Origin of the sequence: Hyphomonas sp. (assembly GCF_013823385.1) — a bacterium.
Taxonomy (GTDB): Bacteria; Pseudomonadota; Alphaproteobacteria; order Caulobacterales; family Hyphomonadaceae; genus Hyphomonas.
In genome coordinates this window covers 1-24,756 of the sequence record NZ_PNMA01000037.1, presented here as the reverse complement: position 1 = coordinate 24,756, position 24,756 = coordinate 1, and the positions used below count along the sequence as shown (strand labels likewise).

Genomic DNA, 24,756 nt, shown 5'->3' with positions numbered 1-24,756 from the left:
CGCCGCATTGCGCGGGGCGGGGTTTGCCGCCGAAGGTTGCGCCATGCAGCTGATCACCCCTGCCCTGACAGGCTGGCGCTGGCCCGCCCTCGCCCTTGCCGCCTCAGCCCTGATGCTGGCGGCGGCCCACGCCTTCGAGACATTTGGGGGGCTCGCCCCCTGCCCGCTCTGCCTGCGGCAGCGGGAAGTCTACTGGGCGCTGATCGCCATGACGCTGACCGGGCTGACCTGGTGGCGGTTCATGCCGAAACGGCGCTTCCTGGTGGCATTGAACGTGCTGATCGGGCTGGTATTCGTGGTGGGCGTGATTGTCGCGGCCTATCATGCCGGGGTCGAGTGGGCGATTTTCCCGCCGCCGTCTGGCTGCTCGGCCGGTCCGGCGGTTGACCCCTTTGCCATCGGCGATCTCGATCAGGTGTTCGAGCTGCCCGCCTGCAATGACGCGCCCTTTTATATTCTGGGCCTGTCGATGGCGGGCTGGAACGGCGTGATCTCCGCCCTTCTGGCGGGCATTAGCTTCGCCGCTGCCGCCATCACCTTCCGCTCATTTCGCGCGTCCTGAGGCCCCAGGGCCGAAAAAAACTTCAGAGCCCCAGCACCTTGCGGGCGATGATGGTCTTCTGGATTTCGTTGGTGCCGCCATAGATCGACTGGGCGCGGCCGGCAAAATAGGTGGCCACATCCCGCGGCGTGCTGCCTGCCGAAGGCCCGCGATGGCCGACATGCGGGCCCGCCGCGTCGAGGAACAGCTCCGTGATCTGCTGATGGGTCTCGGTGGCGAGGATCTTGACGGTGGAGGCGGCGTCTCCGGGCGAGCCACCTGCTGCCACCGCTGACAGGATGCGGAACACCGTCATCTCCAGCCCGTCCACGGCCAGCTCCGCCTGCGCCAGGCGAAGGGCAAAGCCCGGATCATCGATCAGCCGCTCATTGCTGCCCGCCGGGCCGGCGGTGGCAAGCGCGCGGACATGGCGCAGCATCGCCCGCTTGCCGCCGATGCGGGCATAGGAGGTGCGTTCAAAGCCGAGCAGGTATTGGGAATAGGTCCAGCCCTTCCCTTCCTCGCCGATGCGGTTTTCTTCCGGCACCTGAACATTGTCGAACAGCACTTCGTTGAGCGTATGGGCCCCATCAATGCTGATGATCGGCTTGACCGTTACCCCCGGCGCATCCATCGGGCAGCAGATGAAGGAGATGCCTTCCTGCTTCTTCTCGCGCTGGCTGGTGCGGGCCAGCAGGAAGATCCAGCCGGCATGCTGGGCCGCGGAGGTCCAGATCTTGTGGCCGTTGAGCGTGTAGACGCCGTCTTTCAGCTCGGCGGAAAATTGCAGGCTGGCGAGGTCTGATCCGGCGCCCGGCTCCGAATAGCCCTGCGCCCAGCCGGTCGAGCCGTCGCGGATGCCCGGCAGCCAGCGGTCTTTCTGGGCCTGCGAGCCGAAAGTGTAGATGACCGGGCCGACATAGACGACGCCCATCGGTGTCACGGTCGGCACGCCGGCGCGCTCCAGCTCCTCATCGAAGACATACTGCTCCTCGATACTCCAGCCGGGGCCGCCATATTCCTTTGGCCAGGCAGAGGCGAGCCAGCCCTTGGCGCCAAGCGCCATCTCCGAGCGGCGCACTTCCGCCGTCGTCAGCGGCAGGCCGGCCTTGTACTTCTCGATGATATCCTTGGGAAACTGCGTTTCGAACCAGCTGCGGACTTCGCGGCGGAAGCCCTCGACATGATCGCTGAATTTCAGATCCAAGGCATTTCTCCCCGAGGCATGTCTGCTTTTATGTCCCGTAAAAAGAATGAGGGCAGGGCGCCGTCTGGCAAGCCCTGCCCTCGCGTTCAGTCAGCGATTTGACAGATTGTCAGATCAGCCGGCGGCTTTGACTTCCTCGATCCAGCGATCGACCTTCTTCTCCAGCATGGCCAGCGGCAGCGCGCCGCCACCCAGCACCGTGTCATGGAAGGCGCGGATGTCGAACTTGTCGCCGAGTTCCGCTTCCGCCTTGGCCCGCATCTGCTGGATCTCGATCATGCCGATCTTGTAGGCGGTCGCCTGTCCGGGGATCACGATATAGCGCTGCACTTCGGAACGTGCCTGCGCTTCGGTGATGGCCGAATTTGCGAGGAAGTACTGAACAGCCTGTTCCTCAGTCCAGCCTTTGGAATGCAGGCCGGTGTCGACCACGAGACGGATCGCCCGCCAGATTTCAGAACCGAGGCGGCCGAAATCCGAATACGGATCGGTATAGGTGCCCGGCATTTCCTTGGCCAGTTTCTCCGAATAGAGCCCCCAGCCTTCCGAATAGGCGGTGAAGCCCGCCTGTGTACGGAACATCGGCACGCCGGTCAGCTCCTGGGCAATCGCAATCTGCATATGGTGGCCCGGAAGGCCCTCATGATAGGCGATCACTTCCAGCTCGCCCTTGGGCATGGCAGTCATGTCGAGAAGGTGGGCATAATAGACGCCGGGGCGCGAGCCATCCGGCGTACCGGGATAGTAATGCTGGGCAGCGCCGGCCTGCTCGCGGAACGGCTCCACGCGCTTAACGACGAGATCGGCCTTCGGCAGGATGCCGAAATAGTCTGGCAGGACAGCCTTGATCTTCTCGATGGCGGCAGTGGCGTCATCAATATAGGCCTGGCGGCCCTCATCCGTATTCGGATAATAATGGCGCCGGTCGTCCTTGGCGTCACGGATGCTGGTGAAGAATTCGTTCAGCGTGCCCTCAAAGCCAACCTCAGCCTTGATCGCTTCCATTTCGCCATGGATGCGGTCCACTTCCGACAGGCCGAGATTGTGGATCTCGTCGGCCGTCATGTTGGTCGTGGTCATCTGCGACAGCATGAAATCATAGTAGGCCCCGCCATTGGGCTGGGTGCTGAGGCCCTGGGGACCGGCCGGATCGGGCGAGTTGGCGAGGTCTTCCTGAGCAAAGGCGATGATTTCGTTATACGTGGCCTGGAAGTCGCCCTTCAGGGCAGCCTCTGCCTCGGCAATCAGCGTGGCAGCCGTTTCCGGCGTGGTCTTGCCAGCATCCACCAGCCTCTGAACATCGGCTTTGAAGTCGGCAAAGAGCGCGCTGTCAGGACCGTTCGTGAACGGCGCGCCGGTGATGATCTTGCGGGACTCGTCGATGACAGCTTCATAGGCAAACTTCGGCGCATGAACCCCCTTGCCGGCCTTGTCCTTCGCCTGCACCAGAAGCTCGCGCAGACCGCGCGCCGCCTCATTGATCCGGCTCACATAGGCGCGGGCATCGGCCTCCTCATCGACCGAATGGAACTGCATGAGGAAGGTGGGGATGAAGGCGTGAACGCCGCTCATCTGATCGAAGATGAGCCCGTTATCGCGGAACTGAACGGCCTTGGCGGCCTGCTCATACTGGAAGATCCAGAGATCGTAGGAATCCTTGTCGGCCGGCGAGAGCTGATTGTAATCGAAGGTGGCCTTCAGCTCATCGACGGCGGCCTTCGCCTTGGCAAGCTGCTCGTCCTGGCAGGCGATGGACATGCAGTCGATCTGGTCATTCTTGTCCTTGCGGCCAAGGAAAGTCAGCTGCACCGGGCTTTCCTGCAGCTGTTCTTCGTATTTGGCGTCAAACCAGGCGTTCAGCTTTTCGCTGAGCGCGGCCTGTTCTTCGGCGGAGAGTTCCACCTGGGCGGCCGGTTGGGGGGTCTGCGGCGCGCAGGCGCCGAGTACGAAAGCAAGGGCGATGGCAGAGACAGCGCTGCGCAACATTTGGGGATTCCTCCGGGCATTTGCCGTTAAACGATAAGAAGGCGTACCCCCCTGCGGTCGCGGCGTCAATTGGCAAGTGCGATTTCCCCGGCTAGGTAAGGTCATGACCAAGACAGATCAGACATCCGGCGCCCGGCGCCTCAGGCTCGGCACGCGCAGTTCTCCACTGGCGCTGGCCCAGGCCAATCAGATCGCAGACAGCGTCCGCATGGCTTCCGCCGGCGCGTATGAGTGCGAAATCGTTACCTTCACCACCACCGGCGACAAGCTGACAACCGAGCGCCTGATCAATTCCGGCGGCAAGGGCCTCTTCACCCGCGAACTGGATGACGCCCTCTCGCGCGGTGAACTGGATCTGGCGGTCCACAGCCTCAAGGACGTGCCGTCCGTGCTGCCCGCGGGGCAGGTGTTTGTGGCCTTCCCCGAGCGGGAAGACCCGCGCGACGGCTTCCTCTCGCGCACGGCAAAATCCATTCAGGAACTGCCCGAAGGCGCAAGGCTCGGCACAGCCTCCCTGCGCCGGGAAGCCCAGGCCCTCGCCCTGCGGCCCGATCTTGAGGTGGTGACCTTCCGGGGCAATGTGGCCACCCGCATGCGCAAGCTGGAAGAAGGCCAGGCCGACGCCACCTTCCTCGCCATGGCCGGGCTTACCCGGCTTGGCATGGCAGACGTTGCCACGCCCATTCCGCTGGAAGACATGCTGCCGGCCGCCGCCCAGGGCATCATCGGCGTCGTGGCGCGCGATGATGCGGATACGGAGCTTCTGAAAGTTCTCGGCACGCTCACCCACGCCCCCAGCCGCGCTGCCGCGATTGCCGAGCGCGCCTTCCTCGAAAAGCTCGATGGCAGCTGCCGCACACCCATTGCCGCCCATCTGTTCGACCGGGGCGATGAGTGGGAGCTGATCGGCGAGGTGCTCAGCCCCGGCGGCACGGCCCGCTGGCGCGGGGATGGCGTCTGCCGCAAGGACGCAACCGACGCGCAGCTTGTCCTGCTCGGCCGGGCCGTCGCGCAGGAAATCATCTTTGCCGCCAAGGAGGCCCTGCCCGTTTTCGGAGACGAGCGGTGACGCAGGCGCCGCGCCTGGCGGTCATCGTCACGCGCACCCAGCCCGGCGCGGACGAAACCGCCACCAGCCTCGCCCAGCGCGGCTACCGCGTCCTGCTCTCACCGATGCTGCAGATCGTACCCTCCGGCCTTGATCCTGACGCGCTGGCCGGTGTGCGCGATCTCATCTTCACCAGCGCCAATGGCGTGCGGGCCTTTGCCGCTTCGGGCGAACCGGCAGAAGGCCGCACCGCCTGGTGCGTCGGCCCGTCAACGGCAATAGTCGCCCGCGAGGCGGGCTTTTCCCTTATCGTGGAAGGCGATGGAGACGCCGAGGATCTTGCCCGGCTGATCCTCGGCGCGCGCGGGGAAATTGCGGGGCCCCTCCTGCACATCGCCAATGACGCTGCCGCCGGAAATCTCGTCTCGGCTCTGACGCAGGCAGGCCTCGACGCCCGTTTCGCCGCCGCCTACCGCACCGAGCCTGCCCCCGCCCTCTCTGCGCCCGCGCTGGCGGCGCTGAAGGAAGGGCCCGTCCTCCTGCTGGTGCATTCGGCCAAGGGCGCTGCGGCGATTGCGCAATCTGGCGTAAAGCTTGATCACGCCGTCGCCGTCGCCATCTCAGCCGCAGCAGCGGCCCCGCTGCGCGGCATCCCCCTGGCGGGCCTGCATATTGCCGGGCGGCCGAATGAAGACGCGCTGATGGCCGCCCTTGGCGAAGCGGCGGCGTCTCTCGCGTCCTGACCGGCTCGCTTTGCCGCAGGGACGCGTTGTGCCACACTCCCGCCCAGGAATTAGACCACCGACGGATTCATGACAGATACCAGTACCCCCGGCCAGGAACCTCACGCAGAACCGATCGACGCGCATTTTGAACCCGCGCCTGATCCGCTGCCGGCAAAGGCGACGGCAGACGGCCCCGGCTGGGGCGGCGTGGCGGTCGCGGCCACTGCCGCAGCGCTGATCGGCGCAGCCGGCGGCATCTTTGGCCGCGATCTTGTCCTGCCGCAGAAATCCGCAGCGCTGGAACGGCAACTGGCCGATCTGACCGCCCAGCAGGCCGAATTCGAACGCCGCCTGACCGAAATGCCCGAAGCCTCCGATGAGCTTTCCAGCCTGATCGGCGAGGTCAGCGGCAATTCCCGAAAGCTGAACGAGCTGTTGGCCAGCGGCGCGGGCATACCCGCCATCGAGCGCCTCACCAACCGGCTCGACGCGCTGGAGCGTATCGGGCCCGGTGAAGGCGCCACACCGGCCGAAGCCCTGCGCACCCTCACCGCCCTTGAAGCGCGACTCACCGCCATGGAACAGGCCGCCGCCACCGCGGCCGCCTCCCCGGTTTCTGCGCCCGAGCCGCAGGCAGTGCCCGAGAAAGACCGTCAGGCCGAAGCCGCCCTCGCCCTCTCTGCCATCGAAAGCGCTGCCCGCCGGGGCACCGGCTTTGAAGCCGACTATCGCACCCTGCGCGCCGCCGCGCCCGGCAACCAGACCGTCCGCCGGCTGGCCCCCTATGTCAGCGGCGTGCCGACGACTTCCAGGCTTCAGGCCGATTTCGCCACCATGCGCGCCGCCGTGACGGCGGCCGGCAAGACAGATGCGGCAGCAGATCAACCCCAGAGCCAGCTTTCCTGGCTGAGCCGTGTTTTCGGAGACGCCGTTACCGTGCGCCCGGCCAACAAGCGGGAAAACCCGGTTGTGGCCGCGCTGGATGCCTCGTCGAAAGCCCTGGCGGCGGGTGATCTGGCGGCCAGCGTCAAGGCCCTGTCCGTGCTGGAAGGCAATGCCGCCCGCGCGGCGCAGGACTGGACCCGCGAAGCAAACCGCCGCATCACGCTGGAGGCGGTGCTCGAAGATGTCAGGCTGAGCCTGATCGAGCCGGAGAACTAGATAGAATGAGCCGGTTTTTCCTTTTCATTTTCGTCCTTCTGCTGATTTCCATCGGCGCGGTGCTGGCCTGGTGGGCGTTCAGCCTGCCTGGGGAAGTTACCTTCCCGGTCGGTCAGGAAATCGTGTCCGTCCGCGCCGGTGTGGCGGCCATCCTGCTGCTCGTATTCGGCGGCCTGATCGCGCTGGCCTGGTGGCTGGCAACCGGCATCCTTGTGCTGCCCGGCCGTATTTCCAAGGCCCAGCGCCTCGCCCGCACGCGCAAGGCTAATGCCGCCCTCGCTGAAGGCCTCTTGGCGGCTGAAGGCGGCGATTCCAAAGCGGCCCTGCGCCTGGCCAAGAAAGCCATGCGCAATGCCGAGGACGAACGCCTGAAACTGCTGCTGGAAGCGCGCGCCGCCGAAGCCAATGATGACTGGGCGGGCGCCGAGCGCGCCTGGGGCCTGCTCACCCGTCTGCCCGGCGGCCAGCTGGCCGGCCTGCGCGGGGCGGCCACCGCTGCCTCCGAACGCGGCGACCCGCTCACCGCCGAAGCGCGCGCCCGCGAGGCGCTGGAACTGCGCTCGGATGCCGACTGGCCGTTCAATTCCCTGTTCGACATCCAGGTCGCCAAGGGCGACTGGGAGAAGGCGCTAGACACCCTCGCCATGGGCGAGAAACGCGGCCTGGTCGAAGGGATCAATCTCAAGCGCCGCCGCGCCGTGCTGTTCACCGCGCGCGCCGTAAACCTGCCGGTCACCGAAAAGCCCACGGCCCAGAAATCCCTCGCTGACGCGATCCGCTCGGCGCCGGATTTTCCGCCCGCCGCCTATCACGGCGCCCGTTTCCTGATGATCGACGGCAAGGCAAAGGCCGCCCAGGGCGTGCTGGAACTTGGCTGGAAGGCGCGGCCCCACCCGGCGCTCGCCCAGCTTTCCCGCCGCCTCGTGCCCCAGGACAGCCGCGAGAGCATCGCCGCCCGCCTCAAGGCCCTCGTCGAGGCCCATCCCACCCACCGTGAAAGCCGCATCCTGGCGGCCGAGCTGGCGATGGACGCGGCAGACTGGGTGGAGGCCATCAAGGGGCTCGCCCTGCTGGTGGAAGAAAACCCCACCGCCCGCCTCTGCCTCCTGATGGAACGCGCGCTCAAGGGCTATGGTGATATGGGCGAAGCCCAGCGCTGGGGCCGGATGGCCGTTTCCGCCTCCCGCGAGGCCGACTGGTCGGACATCGACCCCAAGGGCAGCGCCTTCGACTATGACCGTCAGGGCTGGGCGCGCCTCGTCTATGCCTTCGGCGATGTCGGCGAGCTGATCCATCCCCGTTATGAAAGCTATGGCCGCGAGCTTGAGGCAGGCCGCGTGCTGGCCCTCGCCCACCAGCCCGACGACACCCATGTCACTGCCCCCAAACCGCCCCAGGGCCCGCTGACCCAGCCGCTCGATTACGCCCCGGATGACGACTGATCTTAGAGGCAAAACCGGCTTGCATGCCGGGGGCCCTGCCAGTATATGCGGGGCCTGCCGAAACGGCATGCCGCTTTAGCTCAGCTGGTAGAGCACATCATTCGTAATGATGGGGTCAGGTGTTCAAGTCACCTAAGCGGCACCATTTCCCCTTTTCGCCGGTCTGACGCGCCCTAGCTTGCCGGGCATGAACGCAGTTGTCTTCGGCAGTTCGGGCGGTATTGGCCGCGCCCTCACGGAAAATCTGGTCCAGAGCGGCGCCTGGCCGCGCGTCTTTGCTGTCTCCCGCAGCAGCGCAGGCCTGGACGGGGCCACGCCCCTCAAGGCCGATTTCCTCGATGAAGCTGCCCTGGAAGCGGCCGCGCAGGCGATTGGCGCAGACGGGCCGGTCACGCTCTGCATCGTGGCAAGCGGTCTCCTGTCGGATGCCGCCGGCCTGCAGCCGGAAAAATCCTACCGCCAGCAATCAGCCGCCGCCTTCGAGCGCGTCTTTGCCGCCAACACGATCGCCCCTGCCCTCATCGCCAAGCACATGTTGCCCCTGATGCCAAAGAAGGAGCGCAGCGTGTTTGCCGCCCTGTCGGCCCGCGTCGGCTCCATTTCGGACAATGGCCTCGGCGGCTGGCACGCCTATCGGGCCTCCAAGGCCGCGCTCAACATGCTGATCCGGAACTACGCCCTCGAACAGGCCCGGCGCGCGCCCGGCAATATCTGCGTGGGCCTTCATCCGGGCACGGTCGATACCGGCCTCTCCCGGCCGTTCCAGTCCGGCGTGGCGGAGGGCAAGCTTTTCACGCCCGCGCAGTCGGCCGCCTATCTGCTTGGCGTCATTGGCGGATTGACCCAGGAACACAGCGGCAAATGCTTTGACTGGAGCGGAAAGGAAATCCTGCCCTAAAGCCGGAACTGGCCCTCAATCACGGTAACGGCCCAGCCGGTCAGCTTCACCCGCTCGCCCTCCAGCCGCACGCCGATGCGCGCGCCCCGGCCCGGATAGGCCTGCCGGCAGGCAGCTTCGGGCAAACCGAAATGCGTTCCCAGAATGCGGGAGAGCATCGTGTGCCAGCTGCCCGTGGCGGGGTCTTCATCGATACCAGAGCCCGGCGCGAAGAAGCGGCTCGTGGCGTCCACGCCCTCCCCGCCCAGCGCAAAGCAGCCGAAATTGCCCCGGTCCCAGCCGTCCCCTTCAGCGCCAAGCCCCTTCAGGGCGCGCACATCCGGCGCCAGGCCCATAACCGTTTCCGGGCTGTCGAAGCGCGCAGCATAGAACATCCCGCCCCAGGCCTCCAGCGGCCGGGCGCCGAGCGCGGCCACAATATCCTCCGTCACCGGAACAGGCCGGATCGGCGCGGAAGGAAAATCCATCTCCAGCTGCCCGTCCGCCAGGCGCTGCACGCTGAGGCGTCCGGAATGCACCGTATCGAAATGGATGACGTCGCCGGCATAGCCGCCCGCCTCGAACAAGACATGCGCGGAGGCAAGCGTGGCATGCCCGCACAGCGGCACCTCCACCGCAGGCGTAAACCAGCGCAGCGCCCACACACCCTCCGCCTGCGGAACAAGATAGGCCGTCTCGGCCACATTGTTCTCCGCCGCAATCTTCAATAGCTGCTCATCCGGCAGGAAGGCTTCCATCGGCATCACGCACGCCTGATTGCCCTCAAACGCGCGGGTGGCAAAAGCATCAACCTGATAGAAGGCATAAACGGGCATGAAAGGGTACTCCTGAAGAAGCGCCCTGTCTGGCACGGCCGCCAGGCGGGGTAAAATGAAGATTTCTGCGGGGTCGTTAAGCGCAGCTATTCATCCGCCTTCAGCGTCCAGCCATGGTTGACCGGAGGGTGGCCCTTGCCGAAGCCCTGCGCGTTGCGGATGGCGCCGGTCAGGTATTCCCGCGCCCGCTCGATCGCGTCGGGCAGGCTGACGCCCTGGGCCAGCAGCGCGGCAATCGCCGAGGCGAGCGTGCAGCCCGTGCCATGCGTGGCCTTGGTGTCGATCCGCGGGCCTTCAAAGATCCATTCGCCGGTCGTCGTCTGCAGCACGTCATGGATGACCGCGCCCTGCAGATGCCCGCCCTTCACCAGCGCGCCATGCGCGCCAAGCTCCAGGAGGCGCTCGGCCGCGCGGCGCTGGCCATCGAGGGTTTCAACCGCCTTGCCAGTCAGAACCTCCGCCTCCGGCGCATTCGGCGTCACCAGCCGCGCGCGCGGCACCAGCTCGGAGCGGATCGCGCCCACCGCCTTCTCATCCACCAGCCTGTGGCCGGAGGTGGAGATCATCACCGGGTCGATCACGCGGGCCATGCCGAAAGCGTGCTCTGCCAGCGTCTCGGCCACCGCCTCCACCAGCGGCGCGGTCCCCAGCATGCCGGTCTTGATCGTGTCGGCGCCGATGTCGGACAGCACGGCCTTCATCTGGTCGGTCACCGCGCCCACCGGCACAGGCCACACGCCCTGCACGCCCAGCGTATTCTGGACGGTGATGGCGGTCACCGCCGTCATCGCAAACCCGCCCATCATCGTCACGGCCTTGATATCGGCCTGTATCCCTGCCCCGCCCCCGGAATCGGAGCCGGCAATGATCAGTACCCGGCCTCTGGGGCCTTCCGCCTCCGCCATGGCGACCTCAGACCTTGATACCGGCCTTCTTCGCGTCCGCCAGGAAGATCTCGAGCCCTTTGTCCGTCAGCGGATGGCTGACCAGGCTGCGGATCACGGCCGGCGGCGCCGTCATCACATCCGCCCCGGCCAGCGCCGAGAGCTTCACATGGTTCGGGCTGCGGATCGAGGCGGCGAGAATTTCGGTCTCGAACATGTAGTTGTCATAGATCTGGCGGATCTCCTGGATCAGCTCCATGCCGTCAATGTGGATGTCGTCCAGCCGCCCGATGAAGGGCGAGATGAACGCCGCCCCGGCCTTGGCCGCCAGCAGCGCCTGATTGGCCGAAAAGCACAGCGTCACATTCACCGGAATGCCCTCATCGGCCAGCGTACGGCAGGCTTTCAGCCCGTCCCAGGTCAGCGGCAGCTTGACCGCCACATTCTCTGCGATCTTGGCGAGCTTGCGGCCTTCGCTGATCATGCCCTCGGCATCAATCGCCACTACTTCGGCGCTGACCGGGCCATCGGTCAGCCCGCAGATTTCGGCGATCACCTCGGCAAAGGGGCGGCCCGATTTGGCAATCAGCGACGGATTGGTGGTCACCCCGTCGATCAGTCCGGTTGCGGCCAGATCGGCAATGTCTTTGGTGTCGGCGGTGTCTACGAAGAATTTCATGAGCGTGTTTCCTGAGGCGCTGGAAGGGGAATTATACGACAGGCCGTCCGATGGAGGTATAGGCAAAGCCGCGCTTGGCCATATCTTCGGGGCTGTAGATGTTGCGCAGATCGACGACGGTGTTGCCTTTCATGGCGGCCTTGATGCGGCCCATGTCGAGGGCGCGGAACTGGTCCCATTCGGTGATGATGACCATGGCATCGGCCCCGTCGAGGGCCTTGTAGGCGCTGTCGGCAAACTCGATATTCTTGAGGAGGTGGGCGGCCTCCTTCATCGCTTCGGGATCATAGGCCACAATCCGCGCGCCCGCTGCCTGCAGCGCGGGCAGGATGTCGAGCGAAGGCGCGTCGCGCATATCGTCCGTGTTCTGCTTGAAGGCGAGGCCAAGCACGCCGATCGTCTTGCCGGTCACGTCCCCGCCCATTGCGGCGATCACCTTGTCGGCCATCGCCTTCTTGCGGGCCGCGTTCACATCGATCACCGTGTCAACGATGCGCACCGGGCTGCCATAATCATTCGCCGTCTTGGTCAGGGCGAGGGTGTCTTTCGGGAAGCAGGAGCCGCCATAGCCCGGCCCGGCATTCAGGAACTTCGCCCCGATCCGGCCATCCAGGCCAATCCCGCGCGAGACTTCCTGCACATTCGCGCCGACCTTTTCGCAGAGGTCTGCCATCTCGTTGATGAAAGTGATCTTCACGGCCAGGAAGGCGTTGGCGGCATATTTGATCAGCTCGGAGGTGCGCCGCGAGGTGAAGAGGATCGGCGTCTCGTTGAGGAAGAGCGGCCGGTAAAGCTCCTTCATCACGTCGCGGGCCCGCGCGTCATCGGTGCCGACAACCACCCGGTCGGGGATCTTGAAGTCCTTGATGGCGGCGCCTTCGCGCAGGAATTCGGGATTGGAGACGACGGCAAAGTCTGCGTCGGGGCGCGCCTTGCGGATGATCTCCTCCACCTCGTCCCCGGTGCCGACCGGAACGGTCGATTTGGTCACGACGACCGTGAACCCTTCCATCAGCCCGGCAATCTCCTCGGCCGCGCCATACACATAGGAGAGGTCGGCATGGCCATCCCCGCGGCGCGAAGGCGTGCCCACAGCAATGAACACCGCATCGGCGCCCTTGATGGCTTCCTTCGCATCGGTGGTGAAGAACAGGCGTTCTTCCTTGACATTGCTGGCCACCAGGGCGTCGAGGCCGGGCTCATAGATCGGCATGACGCCAGCCTTGAGCTTCTCGATCTTGCCGGCGTCCTTGTCCACACAGGTCACCGTATGCCCGAAATCGGCAAAACAGGCGCCAGACACAAGGCCAACATAGCCCGTACCGATAATCGCAACACGCATGGGATTCCCTCAACACTCTTGAAGCGAGGCAGATGCTGGCGGGGTGCATTTTTTGAGCGGCGGAATCAAGAGGAGATTGCCGTGGGGAAATACCGGTTGACGGGGCCGGGCAAAAGCATCAGGATCAAAACGTGAACATATGGAGCGGCGGATGAGCCTTGTTTTCTATACCAATCCCATGTCCCGCGGGCGGATCATCCGCTGGATGCTGGAGGAGACAGGCGCGCCCTATGAAACCCGGTTCCTGCGCTATGGCGACGAGATGAACAGCCCGGCCTATGCCGCCATCAATCCGATGCGGAAAGTGCCCGCCATCGTCCATAATGGCCAGGTGGTCACCGAATGCGGCGCCATCTGCCTCTATCTGGCAGACGCCTTTCCGGAGGCTGGCCTCGCCCCGCCGCTGGCCGGCCGGGCCAGCTATTACCGCTGGATGATGTTCGCCGCCGGCCCGTGGGAACAGGCCAATGTCAATGCCGCCCTCGGTGTGGAGGTGACGCCCGAGCAATCCCGCATGGCCGGCTATGGCACGTTTGACCGCGCGCTCGATGTGTTGCTGAGCGCCGTGCCGGAAACCGGCTACATGCTGGGCGGCAAATTCTCGGCGCTGGATGTCTATGCCGGCTCGCATATCGGCTGGGCCACCCAGTTCGGCTCAATTCCCGCCACGCCAAAGACAGCCGCCTATCTTGAACGCATCCAGTCACGCCCGGCCGCCCGGCGCGCCGCCGAACTCGACGACGCCGTCAGGGCCGAATACGGTCCCGCAGGCTGACCGCCCGCCCCTCCCCCACGCCTGGCGCGGGGGGCCGCCGGGTCAGATTTCCTGATTATAGGCGCCGACTTCCGCGTGCTTGCCGAGGCGCGGTTTCACTTCCTTGTGGAAGAGGTCTTTCATGTCGGCCTCGCTGACCATGGATTCCACCACGATCACCAGCTCCGGCTTGTTGGACGAGGCGCGCACCAGCACCCAGGAGCCATCCTCCAGCGTCACCCGCGCGCCATTCACCGTGTTCACCTCGACAACCTTCCGTCCAAGGATCATGGTGCCGTCCAGGCCCTGATATTCAGCCACCATCCGGTCCACAACGTCATACTTCACCTCGTCGCCGCAATGAGCGGCCATCGTCAGAGAAGTATAGGCCACGCCCAGTTCCGATTTGAGATCCGCCATCGTGCGGCCGGGATTGCGGTCCAGCATCTCCAGCACCGCCTTGGCAGCAATCAGGCCGTCATCATAGCCAAGCCCGATCGGTGGGCGGAAGAAGAAGTGGCCGGATTTTTCAAAGCCCGCCAGCGCGCCCAGCTCGTTGGTGCGGCGTTTGATGTAGGAATGGCCGGTCTTGTAATAATCCACCGTCGCGCCATTCGCCTTCAGCACCGGGTCGGTCTTGTAGAGGCCGGTCGATTTCACATCGACCACGAAGGTCGCGTTCGGGTATTGCTTCGACAGGTCACGCGCCAGCATCAGGCCGATCTTGTCGGCAAAGATTTCCTCGCCAGTATTGTCCACCACGCCGCAGCGGTCCCCGTCCCCGTCAAAGCCGAGCACGACATCGGCGCCGTGCTGCTTGGCCGCCAGCGACATCTCGTGCAGCATCTCATGGTCTTCCGGGTTCGGATTGTATTTCGGGAAGGTCATGTCGAGATTGCAGTCCATCTCGATCACCTCGGCGCCAAGCCCGCGCAGCACGTCGCCCGCAAAGGCCCCCGCCGTGCCGTTGCCGCAGGCGGCCACAACCTTCAGCTTCCGCGTCAGCTTCGTGTCACCGATGATCGCCTGGATGTATTTCTCGCGGATGCCATCGACACGTTTGTGCGTGCCGCCCTCGCGCGTCACGAACCTGCCGCCCATGACGATATCCTTCAGCCGGCCCATCTCTTCGGGCCCGAAGGTCAGGGGCCGGTTGGCGCCCATCTTCACCCCGGTCCAGCCATTCTCATTGTGCGAGGCGGTGACCATCGCGCAGCAGGCCGCATCCAGTTCGAACTGGCTCCAATAGACCATCGGCGAAAGCGCCAGGCCCACATCCAGCACTTCGCAGCCCCCGGCAATCATGCCGAGCGTCAGCGCATTCTTGATCGGCTGGCTGATCGAGCGGTAGTCATGCCCGGTCACCACCGTGGGTTTCACGCCCAGCTCATGGAACAGCGTCGCCATGCCGAGGCCAAGGGCCTGCACGCCGGTCAGGTTCAGTTCCGGCGCCTTGGCGTGGCCGATCCCGTTGAACCACCAGCGCGCGTCATACTCCCGGAAGCCGGTTGGCTTCACCAGCGGCAGAATCTCGAATTCGAGCGTGTTGGGGGCAATATCGGCAAGCGGTTTGGGCAGCATCATGTCTCTCCGTGAAACGGTTCTGGCGCGGCGCGCGGGGCCCGCGAAACTTTCGACCCCTTCCATGCAGAATTCGCGCCTTGGGGGCAAAGGAGAAATGCGGCCACAACCTGACAAAAAGTTCAGGCATAAAATATTGAAACCGAGATATTTTATTCTAGCTCCTGGGACGGACCCGCGCGGCGCCCCCTCTCAACGCCGCTCGATCCTGTATCATATCCAGGAGAAAACACATGAAAGTCTGCTCTGCGATTGCCCTCTTCGGCGCCCTGTCAGCCGCTCTGGCAGCCCCGGCTTCGGCCCAGGAATGGTATGCCGCCGGCTCGGTCGGCTATCTGTTCCAGAATGACAGCTCCAACAGCGGCGCCACCGGCGCCTTCACCACCGGCAACGGCGCGCCCGTGATCCCCTTCGGCACCGCCATCGCTGCGGGCACCCCCTATGGCTGGGAAACCGAGTTCGACAATGGCTACACCCTCTCCGGCGAAGTCGGCGCCTTCTATGGCAACGGCCTGCGCTCGGGCGTCGAACTTGTCTATTCCAAGGCCGATGTGGACACCCACAGCCGCGTAAATGTTGCCGGCACCGTGATTGACGGCGTCGACGCAGCCGTGCTCACCGGCTCGGCCACCCAGCTTGGCGCCACCGTCGGCGCGGTCGTCGCCGATGGCCAGGGCGACCTCAAATCCACCAGCGTCTTCGCCAACCTCTATTACGACTTCAACCGTGACGGCATGATCCGCCCCTATGTCGGCGCAGGCCTCGGCTATTCCGATGTGCAGGTGAAATACCGTCCCTCCGGCGTCGGCATCATCGATGACAGCGAAGGCAAGCTTGCCTGGCAGATCAAGGGCGGCGCCAGCTGGGCCCTCACCGACAAGATCGACCTCTTCGGCGAGGCCGTCTACCGCGCCACCGATGATGTCGAGCTGCAGAACGACCTCTTCCCCGGCACGCTGAATGTCGAGAACAAGCAGACCGTGCTCAGCATCGGCGCGCGTTACCGCTTCGGCAGCTGATGGAAGCCCAGCGTCAGCTTCCGGAAGAACTCTTCAGGAAGCTGACGATCCATTGCGCCAGAAAGCGGCGGTCGCACGCTTCCTCCAGCGACGCGATCGCCGCATCTGCCGCCTCTTCACTCAAGGATACGCCCCGGCGCGCGCTGTAGAGCGCCGCAGAAAACTCCGGATCAAATTCCGGGTGACACTGAAAGCTCAGCCCAGGAAAGCCCTGATAGCTGAGCCCGGCCAGTTCGGTAAATTCCGAACAGGCGACAATCTCGGCGGCTGGCGGCTTCACCACCACCTGATCCTGATGGCTGACGGCAATGCTCATCCTGGGCGGCGCCTCGCCATTCCAGCCAGGTGTTCCGGCTACGGTATAGGTATGCCGGCCCACGCCCCAGCCCTTGTCAGACTTGACGACCTTCCCGCCCAGCGCCTCGGCCATGATCTGGTGTCCGAAGCAGATGCCCACCTGCGGCAGACGTGCCTGCGCCCCGGCCCGGATGAAATCCATCAGCGGGCTGATCCACGGCTCATCATCATAAACGCCCGCCGGCGAGCCGGTATAGAGGACGGCCTCAAGCGCTCCAGGGTCCGGCAGGGCCTGCCCGCGCGTCACTGACACCGTCTCACAGGTAAAGCCCGCGCCGGCGGTCTCGAACATCCGCCGGAACATTTCCGGATAGTCCGGAAACCGGTCACGGATTGCCGCCGGCGCCAGGCCCGTTTCCACAATCGTCAGTTTCATTCTGCTGGTTCCGTCACAGCCTCTGACTCAATCCGTTCAGGCTCCACCAGGAAGCCGCCGGACTGGCGCGCCCAAAGCTCCGCATAAAGACCGCCTGCCGCCACCAACTCGTCATGCGTCCCCTGCTCCACGATCCGGCCCTGATCCAGCACGATCAGCCGATCCATCTGCGCAATGGTCGACAGCCGGTGGGCAATCGCCAGCACGGTCTTGCCTTCCATCAGGCGGAAGAGATTGTCCTGGATCGCCGCCTCCACCTCGGAATCGAGCGCAGAGGTCGCCTCATCCAGTATCAGGATCGGCGCGTCCTTGAGGAAAATCCGCGCAATTGCGATCCGCTGGCGCTGACCGCCGGACAGTTTCACGCCCCGTTCGCCCACATGCGCGTCAAAGCCGATGCGCCCCTTGGAATCCTCAAGGCTGTCAATGAAGGCCATTGCCTCTGCCTTCTCGGCGGCGATACGGATCTCCGCATCGCTGGCTTCAGGCCGGCCATAGGCAATGTTCTCGCGGATCGAGCGGTGCAGCAGAGACGTATCCTGCGTCACCATGCCGATCTGTGCCCGGAGGGAATCCTGCGTCACCCCGGCAATGTCCTGCCCGTCAATCAGGATACGCCCGCTTTCGGCGTCATAGAAACGCAGCAGCAGGCTCGTCAGCGTCGTCTTGCCCGCGCCGGAGCGGCCCACCAGGCCGATCTTCTCGCCTGGCTTGATGGCAAGGTTCAGGTTCTCGATCACGCCCGCGCCCTTGCCATAATGGAAGGTCACGCCCTCGAAGGTCACCTCGCCCCTGACGCGCGGCAGGGCCACGGCGCCCGGCCGGTCTTCCACCGCCACGGGCTTCTGCAGCATCGCCATGCCATCATAGACCACGCCGATATTCTCGAAGAGGCCCGCCACTTCCCACATGATCCATTGCGACATGGACTTGATGCGCAGCGTCAGGCCCACGGCCGCGGCCACCGCGCCCGCGCCGACAAGATTGCCCATCCACAGATAGATGCCGCCCGCCGCCACCAGGAAAACCAGCAGCGAATTGTTGACATAGACGATGACGTTGAAGCCCGTCACCATCCGCATCTGGCGGTAGACCGTCTGCAGGAACCCGTCCATCGAGCCCTTGGCATAGTCTTCCTCGCGGCCGGAATGGGCAAACAGCTTCACCGTCTGAATGTTCGTGTAGGAATCAACGATCCGGCCCGTCATGATCGAGCGCGCATCGGCCTGCGCTTCGGCAATCTTGCCAAGGCGCGGCACGAACCAGCGCAGGATGAAGCCATAAACCACCGCCCACAGAATGAACGGCGCCATCAGCCACGGATCGGCCGCCGACACCAGCACCAGCGCCGAAATGAAATACACCGCCACGAAGACGAAGACATCCAGCACCTTCATCACCACTTCGCGTACGGACAATGCCGTCTGCATCACCTTGGTGGCGACGCGCCCGGCAAACTCGTTGCCGAAAAAGCCCATGGATTGGCCCAGCATCTGCCGGTGCATCCGCCAGCGCGCGCTCATGGGAACGTTGCCCATCAGGCCCTGATAGACGACCAGCCCGTGGATCAGCGTTGCCAGCGGCAGGCCGATCAGCAGCACCGCGCCCATGATCGCCAGCGTGCCGCCTTCCCGCTGCAGGAAGCCTTCCCGGTCCGCCGAGGCCAGCCAGTCGACAATCCCGCCCAGAAAGCCGAACAGCGCCACCTCCCCCACCGCGATCAGCGCCGTGAACAGCGCCATCAGGATCAGCCAGGGCGCCGCCGGGCGGATGTAATGCCAGAGAAACGCCCACAGCCCCTTGGGCGGGGCCCCCTGAAGGGTCTCGGGAAACGGATCGATACGGCGTTCAAAGAAGCGAAACATGGCCCGCCCATTTGGAGAGGCGAGCGTCAAAGAACAAGGCGTAAAGACCGGCATACGATAGCCGGTCATGAATTTCTCCGCTTGCCGGAGTTTCGTCACGCTCGACGGGCAAAGCCCGTCAGAGCGCCCATCTCGTGTTCTCGCCGCCGAGTGAAACGGCAATGGCAGGTGATGGGCATTCAGATGCGCTCATGCGCATCGAGTGTGACGAAAGAGGAAGCTTTTGAGCTTCTTGCCTGCGCGTAGCGGCAGCTAAGGCGCCGCTGGCGCCCCCGCCGCCACATTCGCCGCGATCCAGGCCTTCACCTGCATCTCCAGCGCGTCCATCGGCACAGCCCCCTGCCCCAGTACCACATCATGGAAGGCGCGGATGTCGAACGCATCCCCCAAAGCGGCTTCCGCCTCGGCCCGCAGCGCCCGGATTTTCAGCTCGCCGATCTTGTAGGCGGTCGCCTGTCCCGGCCAGCCGATATAGCGCGTCACCTCGGTCTGGATGTTCAGCGGGGCCAGCGCCGTACTTTCCTTGAAGCAGGTCTCGGCCTCTTCCCGGCTCCAGCCATACCAGTGCAGCCCGGTATCGGAGACGAGCCGGCAGGCCCGCCACATCTCCATCGAAAGGGCGCCAAACTGTTCATAGGGCGTCTGCATCAGGCCCGCCTCGCTGGCGATCCATTCGGCATAGAGCCCCCAGCCCTCTCCGAAGGCGGTGGCATAATAGTTCTGCCGGAACCAGGGCTGGCCGGCCATCTCCTGCGCCAGGGCGATCTGCAGATGATGCCCCGGCACCGCCTCATGCGCCGAAAGCGCGGGCAGTTCGTAAAGCGGCCGCTGATCCAGCGCATAGGTGTTGACCAGATAGGCCCCCTTTCGGCCCTCCGCCGGGTCGCCGGACATGTACCGCCCGGACGTATAGCCCGGCGCAATCGAGGCCGGCACGGGGTCCACCGTATAGCCAAGGCGCGGCAGGGTATTGAAATACAGCGGCAGGATCGCGTCGAGCCGGGCGGAAATCTCCCGCGCCGCCGCCATCAGTTCCCCGTCGCTCTGCGCGTAGAATTGCGGATCGGTGCGCAGGAAAATCAGGAAATCGGCAAAGCTGCCCTCAAAGCCGGTATCGGCAATGATCGCCTCCATCGCCGCGCGGATGCGGGCCACCTCTTCCAGGCCGATCGCGTGGATCTCCTCGGGCGAATAGCCCGCCCCCGCCGTATGCGTCTCCACCAGCGCGGCATAGACTTCACGCCCGCCTGCCAGCCCGGCAATCCCGGCGCCTTCCCGCGCCGCTGGCGCATAGACCTCATCTATATAGGCCAGCGTCTCGCGATAGGCCTCGATGGCGCGCGCGGCGGCCGCCAGCCCCTCGGCCTGAAGCCGGGATCTGGACGCTGCATCCACAGAATCGCTCATCTCCGCCAGGGGCCGGTAAAGCTCGCTGGCGGCCACATCCCCGGTAATCTGCGCCACAATCTGCTCGCGCACGGTGTTCAGCGGATCGGCATGGGCGGTCCAGCCGGTCTCGATCCCGCGCGTCATATTCGCCCGGTTCTGCGCAAAATAGCGGGGCACATCATTCAGCCGCGCAATCCAGGCCTCGGCTTCGGCCACCGTGCGCACCCGCAGGCGCATCGCGGCAAACACCGGCTCGGCCTGAAAGCCCCAATCCCCGGTGAACGGGATACGGGCCGAATCAAACGTCACCTCGCGCAGTTCATCGGTCAAGAGCCGCATCAGGATCGCCTGATCCAGCCTCCGCGCGGTCTCGGCTGCCTCGATTTCGGCCAGCAGCGCCTGCGCCCTGGCCGCCCGCGCCGCCACCGCCTCGGGCGAAACATCCCGCCACTGGCGCGGCAGATCGGCGCCGGCATCGGCGGCCTGATCGGGGTCCCCGGCGCGGATATGGCTTTCATATGCCACGACCAGCGCGTCCAGCGGGTCTGCTGGCGCCGCAAGGGCAACCGGGGCGAGCGACAGCATCAAAAGCGCCAGAACAGCCGGTTTCAATTTGTCGCTCCCTATAGTGCCTGCGTTGACACGACCCTAGAGGCTCGTAGAAGCGGATACCAGCTTCCCATTGCACGCGAGGAACACCCCATGTCCGGACCGCAGCGCGCCGCCACGCGCCCCCTGTCCCCGCACCTGCAGATCTGGCGCTACCACGTCACGATGCTTGCTTCGATCACCCACCGGATCACGGGGGCAGCCCTGTATTTCGGCACCTTCCTGATCGCTGCCTGGCTTGTGGCCCTCGCCATCAGCCCGGATGCCTTCGCCGCGATGCAGGGGATCATCACCTCCATCCCCGGCAAGGTCATCCTGTTCCTCTGGGCGGTCGCCGTGCTGTTCCACCTGTTCAATGGCATCCGCCATCTGATGTGGGATGGCCCCGGCATCGGCTTCTCGCCGAAGGTCGCCAGCAATGTTTCGGTATTCATCTACGCCCTCGCAATCCTCGGCGCCGTGGCGCTGATGTTTGCCGCCGGCGCGTTCTGAGGAGGCCCCCATGTCGCAAGGCCAGTTCCTGACCCCCACCAAGACCGCCCGCGGTCTCGGCTCCGCCAAATCCGGCACGGCGCACCATATCCGCCTGCGCGTGGCCGCCCTCGCGCTGCTCGTCCTGGTGCCGCTCGCCCTTTATGCCGTCATCAGCATCTCCAGCGCCGGCTATGACGGCGCCCGCGCCTGGGTGGCCCAGCCCCTGCACGCCACCCTCCTCATCCTCACGGCAGGCGCCGTGTCCTACCACATGCGCCTCGGCATGCAGGTGATCATCGAAGACTACATCGCCAAAACCGGCATGCGCACTACTCTCCTTATCCTGAACACCTTTGCCGCCATCGCGATGTTCGTCGCCGTGGCCATGGCGGTGGTTCAGATCTGGATTGCTGGTTGAGACACGCGAAGAAGAGACAGATAAAATGAGCAGCTATAACTGGATTGATCATACCTACGACGTGGTGGTCGTGGGGGCCGGCGGCTCCGGTCTGCGCGCAGCGCTCGGCGCCGCGCAGGCTGGCCTTCGCACCGCCTGTATCACCAAGGTCTTCCCCACCCGCTCCCACACGGTTGCCGCCCAGGGCGGCATCGCCGCCTCGCTCGGCAACATGTCCGAGGACAGCTGGCAGTGGCACATGTACGACACCGTCAAGGGCTCCGACTGGCTCGGCGACCAGGACGCGATCGAATATCTCGTCCGCAACGCCCCGGCCGCCGTTTACGAGCTTGAGCATTGGGGCATGCCCTTCTCGCGCACCGAGGAAGGCAAGATCTACCAGCGCGCCTTTGGCGGCATGACCCGCAATTTCGGCGAAGGCCCCGTCCAGCGCACCTGCGCCGCCGCAGACCGCACCGGCCACGCCATGCTGCACACCCTCTATGGCCAGTGCGTGCGCGAAGAGACCGAATTCTTCATCGAGTATTTCGCCCTTGATCTGATCATGGACGAAGACGGCGTCTGCCGCGGTGTCACCGCCTGGAAGCTTGACGATGGCACCCTCCACCGCTTCCGCGCCCAGAAAACCATCCTCGCCACCGGCGGCTATGGCCGCGCCTATTTCTCCTGCACCTCGGCCCACACCTGCACCGGCGATGGCAATGCCATGGTCCTGCGCGCAGGGCTCCCGCTGCAGGACATGGAGTTCGTCCAGTTCCACCCCACCGGCATCTACGGCTCAGGCTGTCTGATCACGGAAGGCGCGCGCGGCGAAGGCGGCTATGTCACCAACTCCGAAGGCGAACGCTTCATGGAGCGCTATGCCCCGTCCGCCAAAGACCTCGCCTCGCGCGATGTGGTCTCCCGCGCGATGACGATGGAGATCCGCGAAGGCCGCGGCGTTGGTCCGGAGAAGGATCATATCTATCTCCACCTCAATCACCTCTCGCCCGAAACCCTGCACGAGCGCCTGCCCGGCATTTCGGAAACGGCGAAAATCTTCGCCGGCGTGGACGTCACGAAAGAGCCGATCCCGGTTCTGCCAACCGTTCACTACAATATGGGCGGCATCCCGACCAACTTCCACGGCGAAGTCCTCACCAAGAAGGGCGGCGATCCCGATGCCGTCGTTCCGGGCCTGATGGCTGTGGGCGAAGCGGCCTGCGTGTCCGTACACGGCGCAAACCGTCTCGGCTCCAACTCGCTGATCGACCTTGTGGTGTTCGGCCGCGCCGCCGGCCTCCGCTGCGGCGCCACCACCGAGGCCGGCGCCCGCCAGCCGGAACTGCCCAAATCAGCCACCGATGCCCACATCGCCCGCCTCGACAAGATGCGCAACGCCGCCGGCGACCAGCCGGTCGCCAAGCTGCGCCTCGAAATGCAGCGCGCGATGCAATCGAACTGCGCCGTGTTCCGCACCGGCTCGGTCCTGAAGGAAGGCGTCGACGCCATCGAGGACGTCTACAAGAAACTCCCCGGCATCGATGTGAAGGATCGCGGCATGATCTGGAACACCGATCTCGTCGAAGCCCTCGAGTTTGAAAACCTGATCTGCCAGGCCGCCGTCACGGTGAACTCGGCCGCCAACCGCGAAGAAAGCCGCGGCGCCCACGCCCGCGAGGACTTCTCAAACCGCGACGACGAGAAATGGATGAAGCACACCCTCGCCTGGTGCGACACCGCCGGCAAGGTCACCCTCGATTACCGCCCGGTGCATGATTACACGCTCTCCAACGAGATCGAGTACATCAAGCCGAAAGCGCGGGTATACTGATCAACTGAAGAAATGTCCGGCGCGGTGCCCAGATGAGCCAGTACAAGACGGTCTGGGTTCGCGCCGGAAGACAGAAGAAGGAAGAAAAGAAACTCCTCGGAAAGGGCAAGAAACTGGTCGACGATCCGCATCAGGCGGACATCGCTGAACTGGCCACCCTGATCGAGACCGCCTGCAACTCGCTGCACGAAGAAGGCTATGACATCATTTCCATACTGCCGTCCGTCAGCGGCCATTCGCAAAAGGGTGTCATGAGCCAGGGCGGATACGGTTTCGGATTTAGCATTACGGATGGCGCGGTGATCACAGCGCGCCGCAGGGCAACAGACTAAGACGGCACGCACAGCCAGGGAATTAGAAGACATGGTACAGCTGACCCTTCCCCAGAATTCCAAGGTCAAGAAAGGCAAGACCTGGCCGAAGCCCCAGGGCGCGACCAATCTGCGGCCTTTCCGGATCTATCGCTACAGCCCCGAGGAAGGCGGCAATCCGCGCTGGGACACCTATTGGGTGGATATGGACCGCGCCGGCACGATGATCCTCGACGTGCTGATCTACATCAAGAACAATATCGACCCGACCCTCGCCTTCCGCCGCTCCTGCCGCGAAGGCGTGTGCGGCTCCTGCGCGATGAACATTGCCGGGCGCAACACGATTGCCTGCACCAAGGGCTTTGACGAGCTGCCCTCCGGCGAGATCGTCATCGCCCCGCTGCCCAGCCAGCCGGTCGTGAAAGATCTGATCCCGGATCTGACGAATTTCTACGCCCAGCACGCCTATGTGCAGCCCTTCCTGCAGACCGCCACCCCCACCCCGGAAAAGGAATGGCGCCAATCGGCCGAAGACCGCGCCAAGCTTGATGGCCTCTATGAGTGCATCCTGTGCGCTTCCTGCTCCACCTCCTGCCCGTCCTACTGGTGGAATGGCGACAAGTATCTCGGCCCCGCCGCCCTGCTGCAGGCCTATCGCTGGCTGATCGACAGCCGCGACGAAGCCACCGGCGAACGGCTCGATGCGCTGGAAGATCCCTTCAAGCTCTATCGCTGCCACACGATCATGAACTGCGCGCAGGTCTGCCCCAAGGGCCTCAACCCCGCCCAGGCCATCGCCAAGATCAAGCACATGATGGTGGAGCGCGTCGCTTAAGCCCCGCGCGCCTATCCCTCAAAAATCCAGCCTCCGCAGGCCCCTGATTCCAATGGAGTCAGGGGCTTGTGATTTTTTGCGGGTTTTCTTGTCCACCCCCTCCCGCGCCCAGCGTATTCTTGGCGCATGTTCAGTCTCGCCCGCCTCAGAAAGGAACCCGCGCTCGCGCAGTATTTTGCGTTCGTGCACCCGTTCTTCTGGCCGGTGCTGATCTGGCAGCTCGGCCG

At 64.7% G+C, this 24,756-nt stretch carries 23 protein-coding genes and 1 tRNA gene; 14 read left to right on the top strand and 10 right to left on the bottom strand.

Annotated features, from left to right (window positions below; translation table 11 throughout):
• Positions 1 to 43 precede the first annotated feature (43 nt).
• Entirely contained in the window at positions 44 to 562 is a 519-nt protein-coding gene (locus tag C0456_RS17005; protein ID WP_291054613.1) for a disulfide bond formation protein B, read from the top strand.
• Between the two features lie 22 nt (positions 563 to 584).
• Here the strand turns inward: C0456_RS17005 and C0456_RS17000 are convergent, their stop codons facing one another.
• Both C0456_RS17000 and C0456_RS16995 read right to left on the bottom strand, forming a co-directional pair.
• Positions 585 to 1,748 carry an acyl-CoA dehydrogenase family protein gene (locus C0456_RS17000; RefSeq protein ID WP_291054611.1) on the bottom strand — a complete coding sequence of 388 codons (1,164 nt, stop codon included), beginning with the start codon at positions 1,746 to 1,748 and terminating at the stop codon, positions 585 to 587.
• A gap of 114 nt (positions 1,749 to 1,862) precedes the next feature.
• A complete protein-coding gene (locus tag C0456_RS16995; protein WP_291054607.1) occupies positions 1,863 to 3,734 on the bottom strand; it encodes a DUF885 domain-containing protein in 1,872 nt (623 codons plus the stop codon).
• A gap of 103 nt (positions 3,735 to 3,837) precedes the next feature.
• Between C0456_RS16995 and hemC the strand changes: the two genes are divergently transcribed.
• From hemC to C0456_RS16965, 6 genes are all read left to right on the top strand, one after another.
• Positions 3,838 to 4,803, top strand: a complete 966-nt coding sequence (gene hemC / locus C0456_RS16990) for a hydroxymethylbilane synthase (protein WP_291054603.1) — start codon at positions 3,838 to 3,840, stop codon at positions 4,801 to 4,803.
• Positions 4,800 to 5,525 (top strand): uroporphyrinogen-III synthase, encoded by a 726-nt coding sequence (locus C0456_RS16985; protein WP_291054600.1) that lies wholly within the window; start codon positions 4,800 to 4,802, stop codon positions 5,523 to 5,525. Before hemC ends, C0456_RS16985 begins: the two co-directional genes overlap by 4 nt.
• Positions 5,526 to 5,594: 69 nt before the next feature.
• Entirely contained in the window at positions 5,595 to 6,668 is a 1,074-nt protein-coding gene (locus C0456_RS16980) for a hypothetical protein (RefSeq protein ID WP_291054598.1), read from the top strand.
• A gap of 5 nt (positions 6,669 to 6,673) precedes the next feature.
• A complete protein-coding gene (locus C0456_RS16975) occupies positions 6,674 to 8,110 on the top strand; it encodes a heme biosynthesis HemY N-terminal domain-containing protein (RefSeq protein ID WP_291054595.1) in 1,437 nt (478 codons plus the stop codon).
• Positions 8,111 to 8,179: 69 nt separating this feature from the next.
• Positions 8,180 to 8,255: transfer RNA gene (locus tag C0456_RS16970), tRNA-Thr, on the top strand.
• Positions 8,256 to 8,297: 42 nt separating this feature from the next.
• Positions 8,298 to 9,008: an SDR family NAD(P)-dependent oxidoreductase gene (locus tag C0456_RS16965; RefSeq protein ID WP_291054591.1), complete on the top strand. Its 711-nt coding sequence runs from the start codon at positions 8,298 to 8,300 to the stop codon at positions 9,006 to 9,008.
• Here C0456_RS16965 and C0456_RS16960 read toward each other — a convergent pair.
• The 4 genes from C0456_RS16960 to C0456_RS16945 all read right to left on the bottom strand — a co-directional run bounded on the left by C0456_RS16960 (position 9,005) and on the right by C0456_RS16945 (position 12,728).
• Entirely contained in the window at positions 9,005 to 9,823 is an 819-nt protein-coding gene (locus C0456_RS16960; protein WP_291054588.1) for a PhzF family phenazine biosynthesis protein, read from the bottom strand. The two genes, C0456_RS16965 and C0456_RS16960, sit on opposite strands and share 4 nt — an antisense overlap.
• Before the next feature lie 86 nt (positions 9,824 to 9,909).
• On the bottom strand, positions 9,910 to 10,728 hold the full coding sequence (thiD, locus tag C0456_RS16955) for a bifunctional hydroxymethylpyrimidine kinase/phosphomethylpyrimidine kinase (protein ID WP_291054585.1): 819 nt from the start codon (positions 10,726 to 10,728) through the stop codon (positions 9,910 to 9,912).
• 7 nt (positions 10,729 to 10,735) lie between these two features.
• Entirely contained in the window at positions 10,736 to 11,386 is a 651-nt protein-coding gene (fsa, locus tag C0456_RS16950) for a fructose-6-phosphate aldolase (protein ID WP_291054582.1), read from the bottom strand.
• A 31-nt stretch (positions 11,387 to 11,417) separates the two neighbouring features.
• Positions 11,418 to 12,728 (bottom strand): UDP-glucose/GDP-mannose dehydrogenase family protein, encoded by a 1,311-nt coding sequence (locus tag C0456_RS16945; protein ID WP_291054579.1) that lies wholly within the window; start codon positions 12,726 to 12,728, stop codon positions 11,418 to 11,420.
• 151 nt (positions 12,729 to 12,879) lie between these two features.
• Between C0456_RS16945 and C0456_RS16940 the strand changes: the two genes are divergently transcribed.
• Positions 12,880 to 13,503, top strand: a complete 624-nt coding sequence (locus C0456_RS16940; RefSeq protein WP_291054576.1) for a glutathione S-transferase family protein — start codon at positions 12,880 to 12,882, stop codon at positions 13,501 to 13,503.
• Positions 13,504 to 13,545: 42 nt separating this feature from the next.
• On the opposite strand, the gene C0456_RS16935 is transcribed toward C0456_RS16940, so the two are convergent.
• Positions 13,546 to 15,063 (bottom strand): phosphomannomutase/phosphoglucomutase, encoded by a 1,518-nt coding sequence (locus tag C0456_RS16935; RefSeq protein ID WP_291054573.1) that lies wholly within the window; start codon positions 15,061 to 15,063, stop codon positions 13,546 to 13,548.
• 233 nt (positions 15,064 to 15,296) lie between these two features.
• Here C0456_RS16935 and C0456_RS16930 point away from each other — a divergent pair, with 233 nt between their 5' ends.
• Positions 15,297 to 16,082: an outer membrane beta-barrel protein gene (locus tag C0456_RS16930; protein WP_291054570.1), complete on the top strand. Its 786-nt coding sequence runs from the start codon at positions 15,297 to 15,299 to the stop codon at positions 16,080 to 16,082.
• 13 nt (positions 16,083 to 16,095) lie between these two features.
• Here C0456_RS16930 and C0456_RS16925 read toward each other — a convergent pair whose 3' ends face one another.
• The 3 genes from C0456_RS16925 to C0456_RS16915 all read right to left on the bottom strand — a co-directional run bounded on the left by C0456_RS16925 (position 16,096) and on the right by C0456_RS16915 (position 20,681).
• The gene (locus C0456_RS16925; RefSeq protein ID WP_291054566.1) at positions 16,096 to 16,815 is read right to left on the bottom strand and encodes a glutamine amidotransferase; all 720 of its coding nucleotides are present in this window, start codon (positions 16,813 to 16,815) and stop codon (positions 16,096 to 16,098) included.
• Positions 16,812 to 18,680 carry an ABC transporter ATP-binding protein gene (locus C0456_RS16920; protein ID WP_291054563.1) on the bottom strand — a complete coding sequence of 623 codons (1,869 nt, stop codon included), beginning with the start codon at positions 18,678 to 18,680 and terminating at the stop codon, positions 16,812 to 16,814. The genes C0456_RS16925 and C0456_RS16920 overlap by 4 nt, the downstream gene beginning before the upstream one ends.
• Positions 18,681 to 18,932: 252 nt before the next feature.
• Positions 18,933 to 20,681, bottom strand: coding sequence for a DUF885 domain-containing protein (locus C0456_RS16915; protein WP_291054560.1), 1,749 nt, complete (start codon positions 20,679 to 20,681; stop codon positions 18,933 to 18,935).
• A gap of 90 nt (positions 20,682 to 20,771) precedes the next feature.
• Between C0456_RS16915 and sdhC the strand changes: the two genes are divergently transcribed.
• Genes sdhC through C0456_RS16890 form a run of 5 tightly spaced genes read left to right on the top strand, consistent with a single transcriptional unit; the run spans position 20,772 to position 24,529 of the window.
• Entirely contained in the window at positions 20,772 to 21,170 is a 399-nt protein-coding gene (sdhC, locus tag C0456_RS16910) for a succinate dehydrogenase, cytochrome b556 subunit (protein ID WP_291054557.1), read from the top strand.
• 10 nt (positions 21,171 to 21,180) lie between these two features.
• A complete protein-coding gene (gene sdhD, locus C0456_RS16905) occupies positions 21,181 to 21,570 on the top strand; it encodes a succinate dehydrogenase, hydrophobic membrane anchor protein (RefSeq protein ID WP_291054554.1) in 390 nt (129 codons plus the stop codon).
• 25 nt (positions 21,571 to 21,595) lie between these two features.
• Positions 21,596 to 23,383, top strand: coding sequence for a succinate dehydrogenase flavoprotein subunit (gene sdhA, locus C0456_RS16900; RefSeq protein WP_291054551.1), 1,788 nt, complete (start codon positions 21,596 to 21,598; stop codon positions 23,381 to 23,383).
• Positions 23,384 to 23,415: 32 nt separating this feature from the next.
• Positions 23,416 to 23,715, top strand: coding sequence for a hypothetical protein (locus tag C0456_RS16895; RefSeq protein WP_291054548.1), 300 nt, complete (start codon positions 23,416 to 23,418; stop codon positions 23,713 to 23,715).
• A 31-nt stretch (positions 23,716 to 23,746) separates the two neighbouring features.
• Positions 23,747 to 24,529, top strand: coding sequence for a succinate dehydrogenase iron-sulfur subunit (locus C0456_RS16890; protein ID WP_291054546.1), 783 nt, complete (start codon positions 23,747 to 23,749; stop codon positions 24,527 to 24,529).
• Positions 24,530 to 24,756: the final 227 nt, after the last annotated feature.

Excerpts from the sequence above, each read along its gene's own strand:
- C0456_RS17005 (WP_291054613.1), top strand. The coding sequence starts at position 44 with ATGCAGCTGATCACCCCTGCCCTGACAGGCTGGCGCTGGCCCGCCCTC.
- C0456_RS16995 (WP_291054607.1), bottom strand. The coding sequence starts at position 3,734 with ATGTTGCGCAGCGCTGTCTCTGCCATCGCCCTTGCTTTCGTACTCGGC.
- hemC (WP_291054603.1), top strand. The coding sequence starts at position 3,838 with ATGACCAAGACAGATCAGACATCCGGCGCCCGGCGCCTCAGGCTCGGC.
- C0456_RS16980 (WP_291054598.1), top strand. The coding sequence starts at position 5,595 with ATGACAGATACCAGTACCCCCGGCCAGGAACCTCACGCAGAACCGATC.
- C0456_RS16975 (WP_291054595.1), top strand. The coding sequence starts at position 6,674 with ATGAGCCGGTTTTTCCTTTTCATTTTCGTCCTTCTGCTGATTTCCATC.
- C0456_RS16965 (WP_291054591.1), top strand. The coding sequence starts at position 8,298 with ATGAACGCAGTTGTCTTCGGCAGTTCGGGCGGTATTGGCCGCGCCCTC.
- C0456_RS16960 (WP_291054588.1), bottom strand. The coding sequence starts at position 9,823 with ATGCCCGTTTATGCCTTCTATCAGGTTGATGCTTTTGCCACCCGCGCG.
- thiD (WP_291054585.1), bottom strand. The coding sequence starts at position 10,728 with ATGGCGGAGGCGGAAGGCCCCAGAGGCCGGGTACTGATCATTGCCGGC.
- fsa (WP_291054582.1), bottom strand. The coding sequence starts at position 11,386 with ATGAAATTCTTCGTAGACACCGCCGACACCAAAGACATTGCCGATCTG.
- C0456_RS16945 (WP_291054579.1), bottom strand. The coding sequence starts at position 12,728 with ATGCGTGTTGCGATTATCGGTACGGGCTATGTTGGCCTTGTGTCTGGC.
- C0456_RS16940 (WP_291054576.1), top strand. The coding sequence starts at position 12,880 with ATGAGCCTTGTTTTCTATACCAATCCCATGTCCCGCGGGCGGATCATC.
- C0456_RS16935 (WP_291054573.1), bottom strand. The coding sequence starts at position 15,063 with ATGCTGCCCAAACCGCTTGCCGATATTGCCCCCAACACGCTCGAATTC.
- C0456_RS16930 (WP_291054570.1), top strand. The coding sequence starts at position 15,297 with ATGAAAGTCTGCTCTGCGATTGCCCTCTTCGGCGCCCTGTCAGCCGCT.
- C0456_RS16925 (WP_291054566.1), bottom strand. The coding sequence starts at position 16,815 with ATGAAACTGACGATTGTGGAAACGGGCCTGGCGCCGGCGGCAATCCGT.
- C0456_RS16920 (WP_291054563.1), bottom strand. The coding sequence starts at position 18,680 with ATGTTTCGCTTCTTTGAACGCCGTATCGATCCGTTTCCCGAGACCCTT.
- sdhC (WP_291054557.1), top strand. The coding sequence starts at position 20,772 with ATGTCCGGACCGCAGCGCGCCGCCACGCGCCCCCTGTCCCCGCACCTG.
- sdhD (WP_291054554.1), top strand. The coding sequence starts at position 21,181 with ATGTCGCAAGGCCAGTTCCTGACCCCCACCAAGACCGCCCGCGGTCTC.
- sdhA (WP_291054551.1), top strand. The coding sequence starts at position 21,596 with ATGAGCAGCTATAACTGGATTGATCATACCTACGACGTGGTGGTCGTG.
- C0456_RS16895 (WP_291054548.1), top strand. The coding sequence starts at position 23,416 with ATGAGCCAGTACAAGACGGTCTGGGTTCGCGCCGGAAGACAGAAGAAG.
- C0456_RS16890 (WP_291054546.1), top strand. The coding sequence starts at position 23,747 with ATGGTACAGCTGACCCTTCCCCAGAATTCCAAGGTCAAGAAAGGCAAG.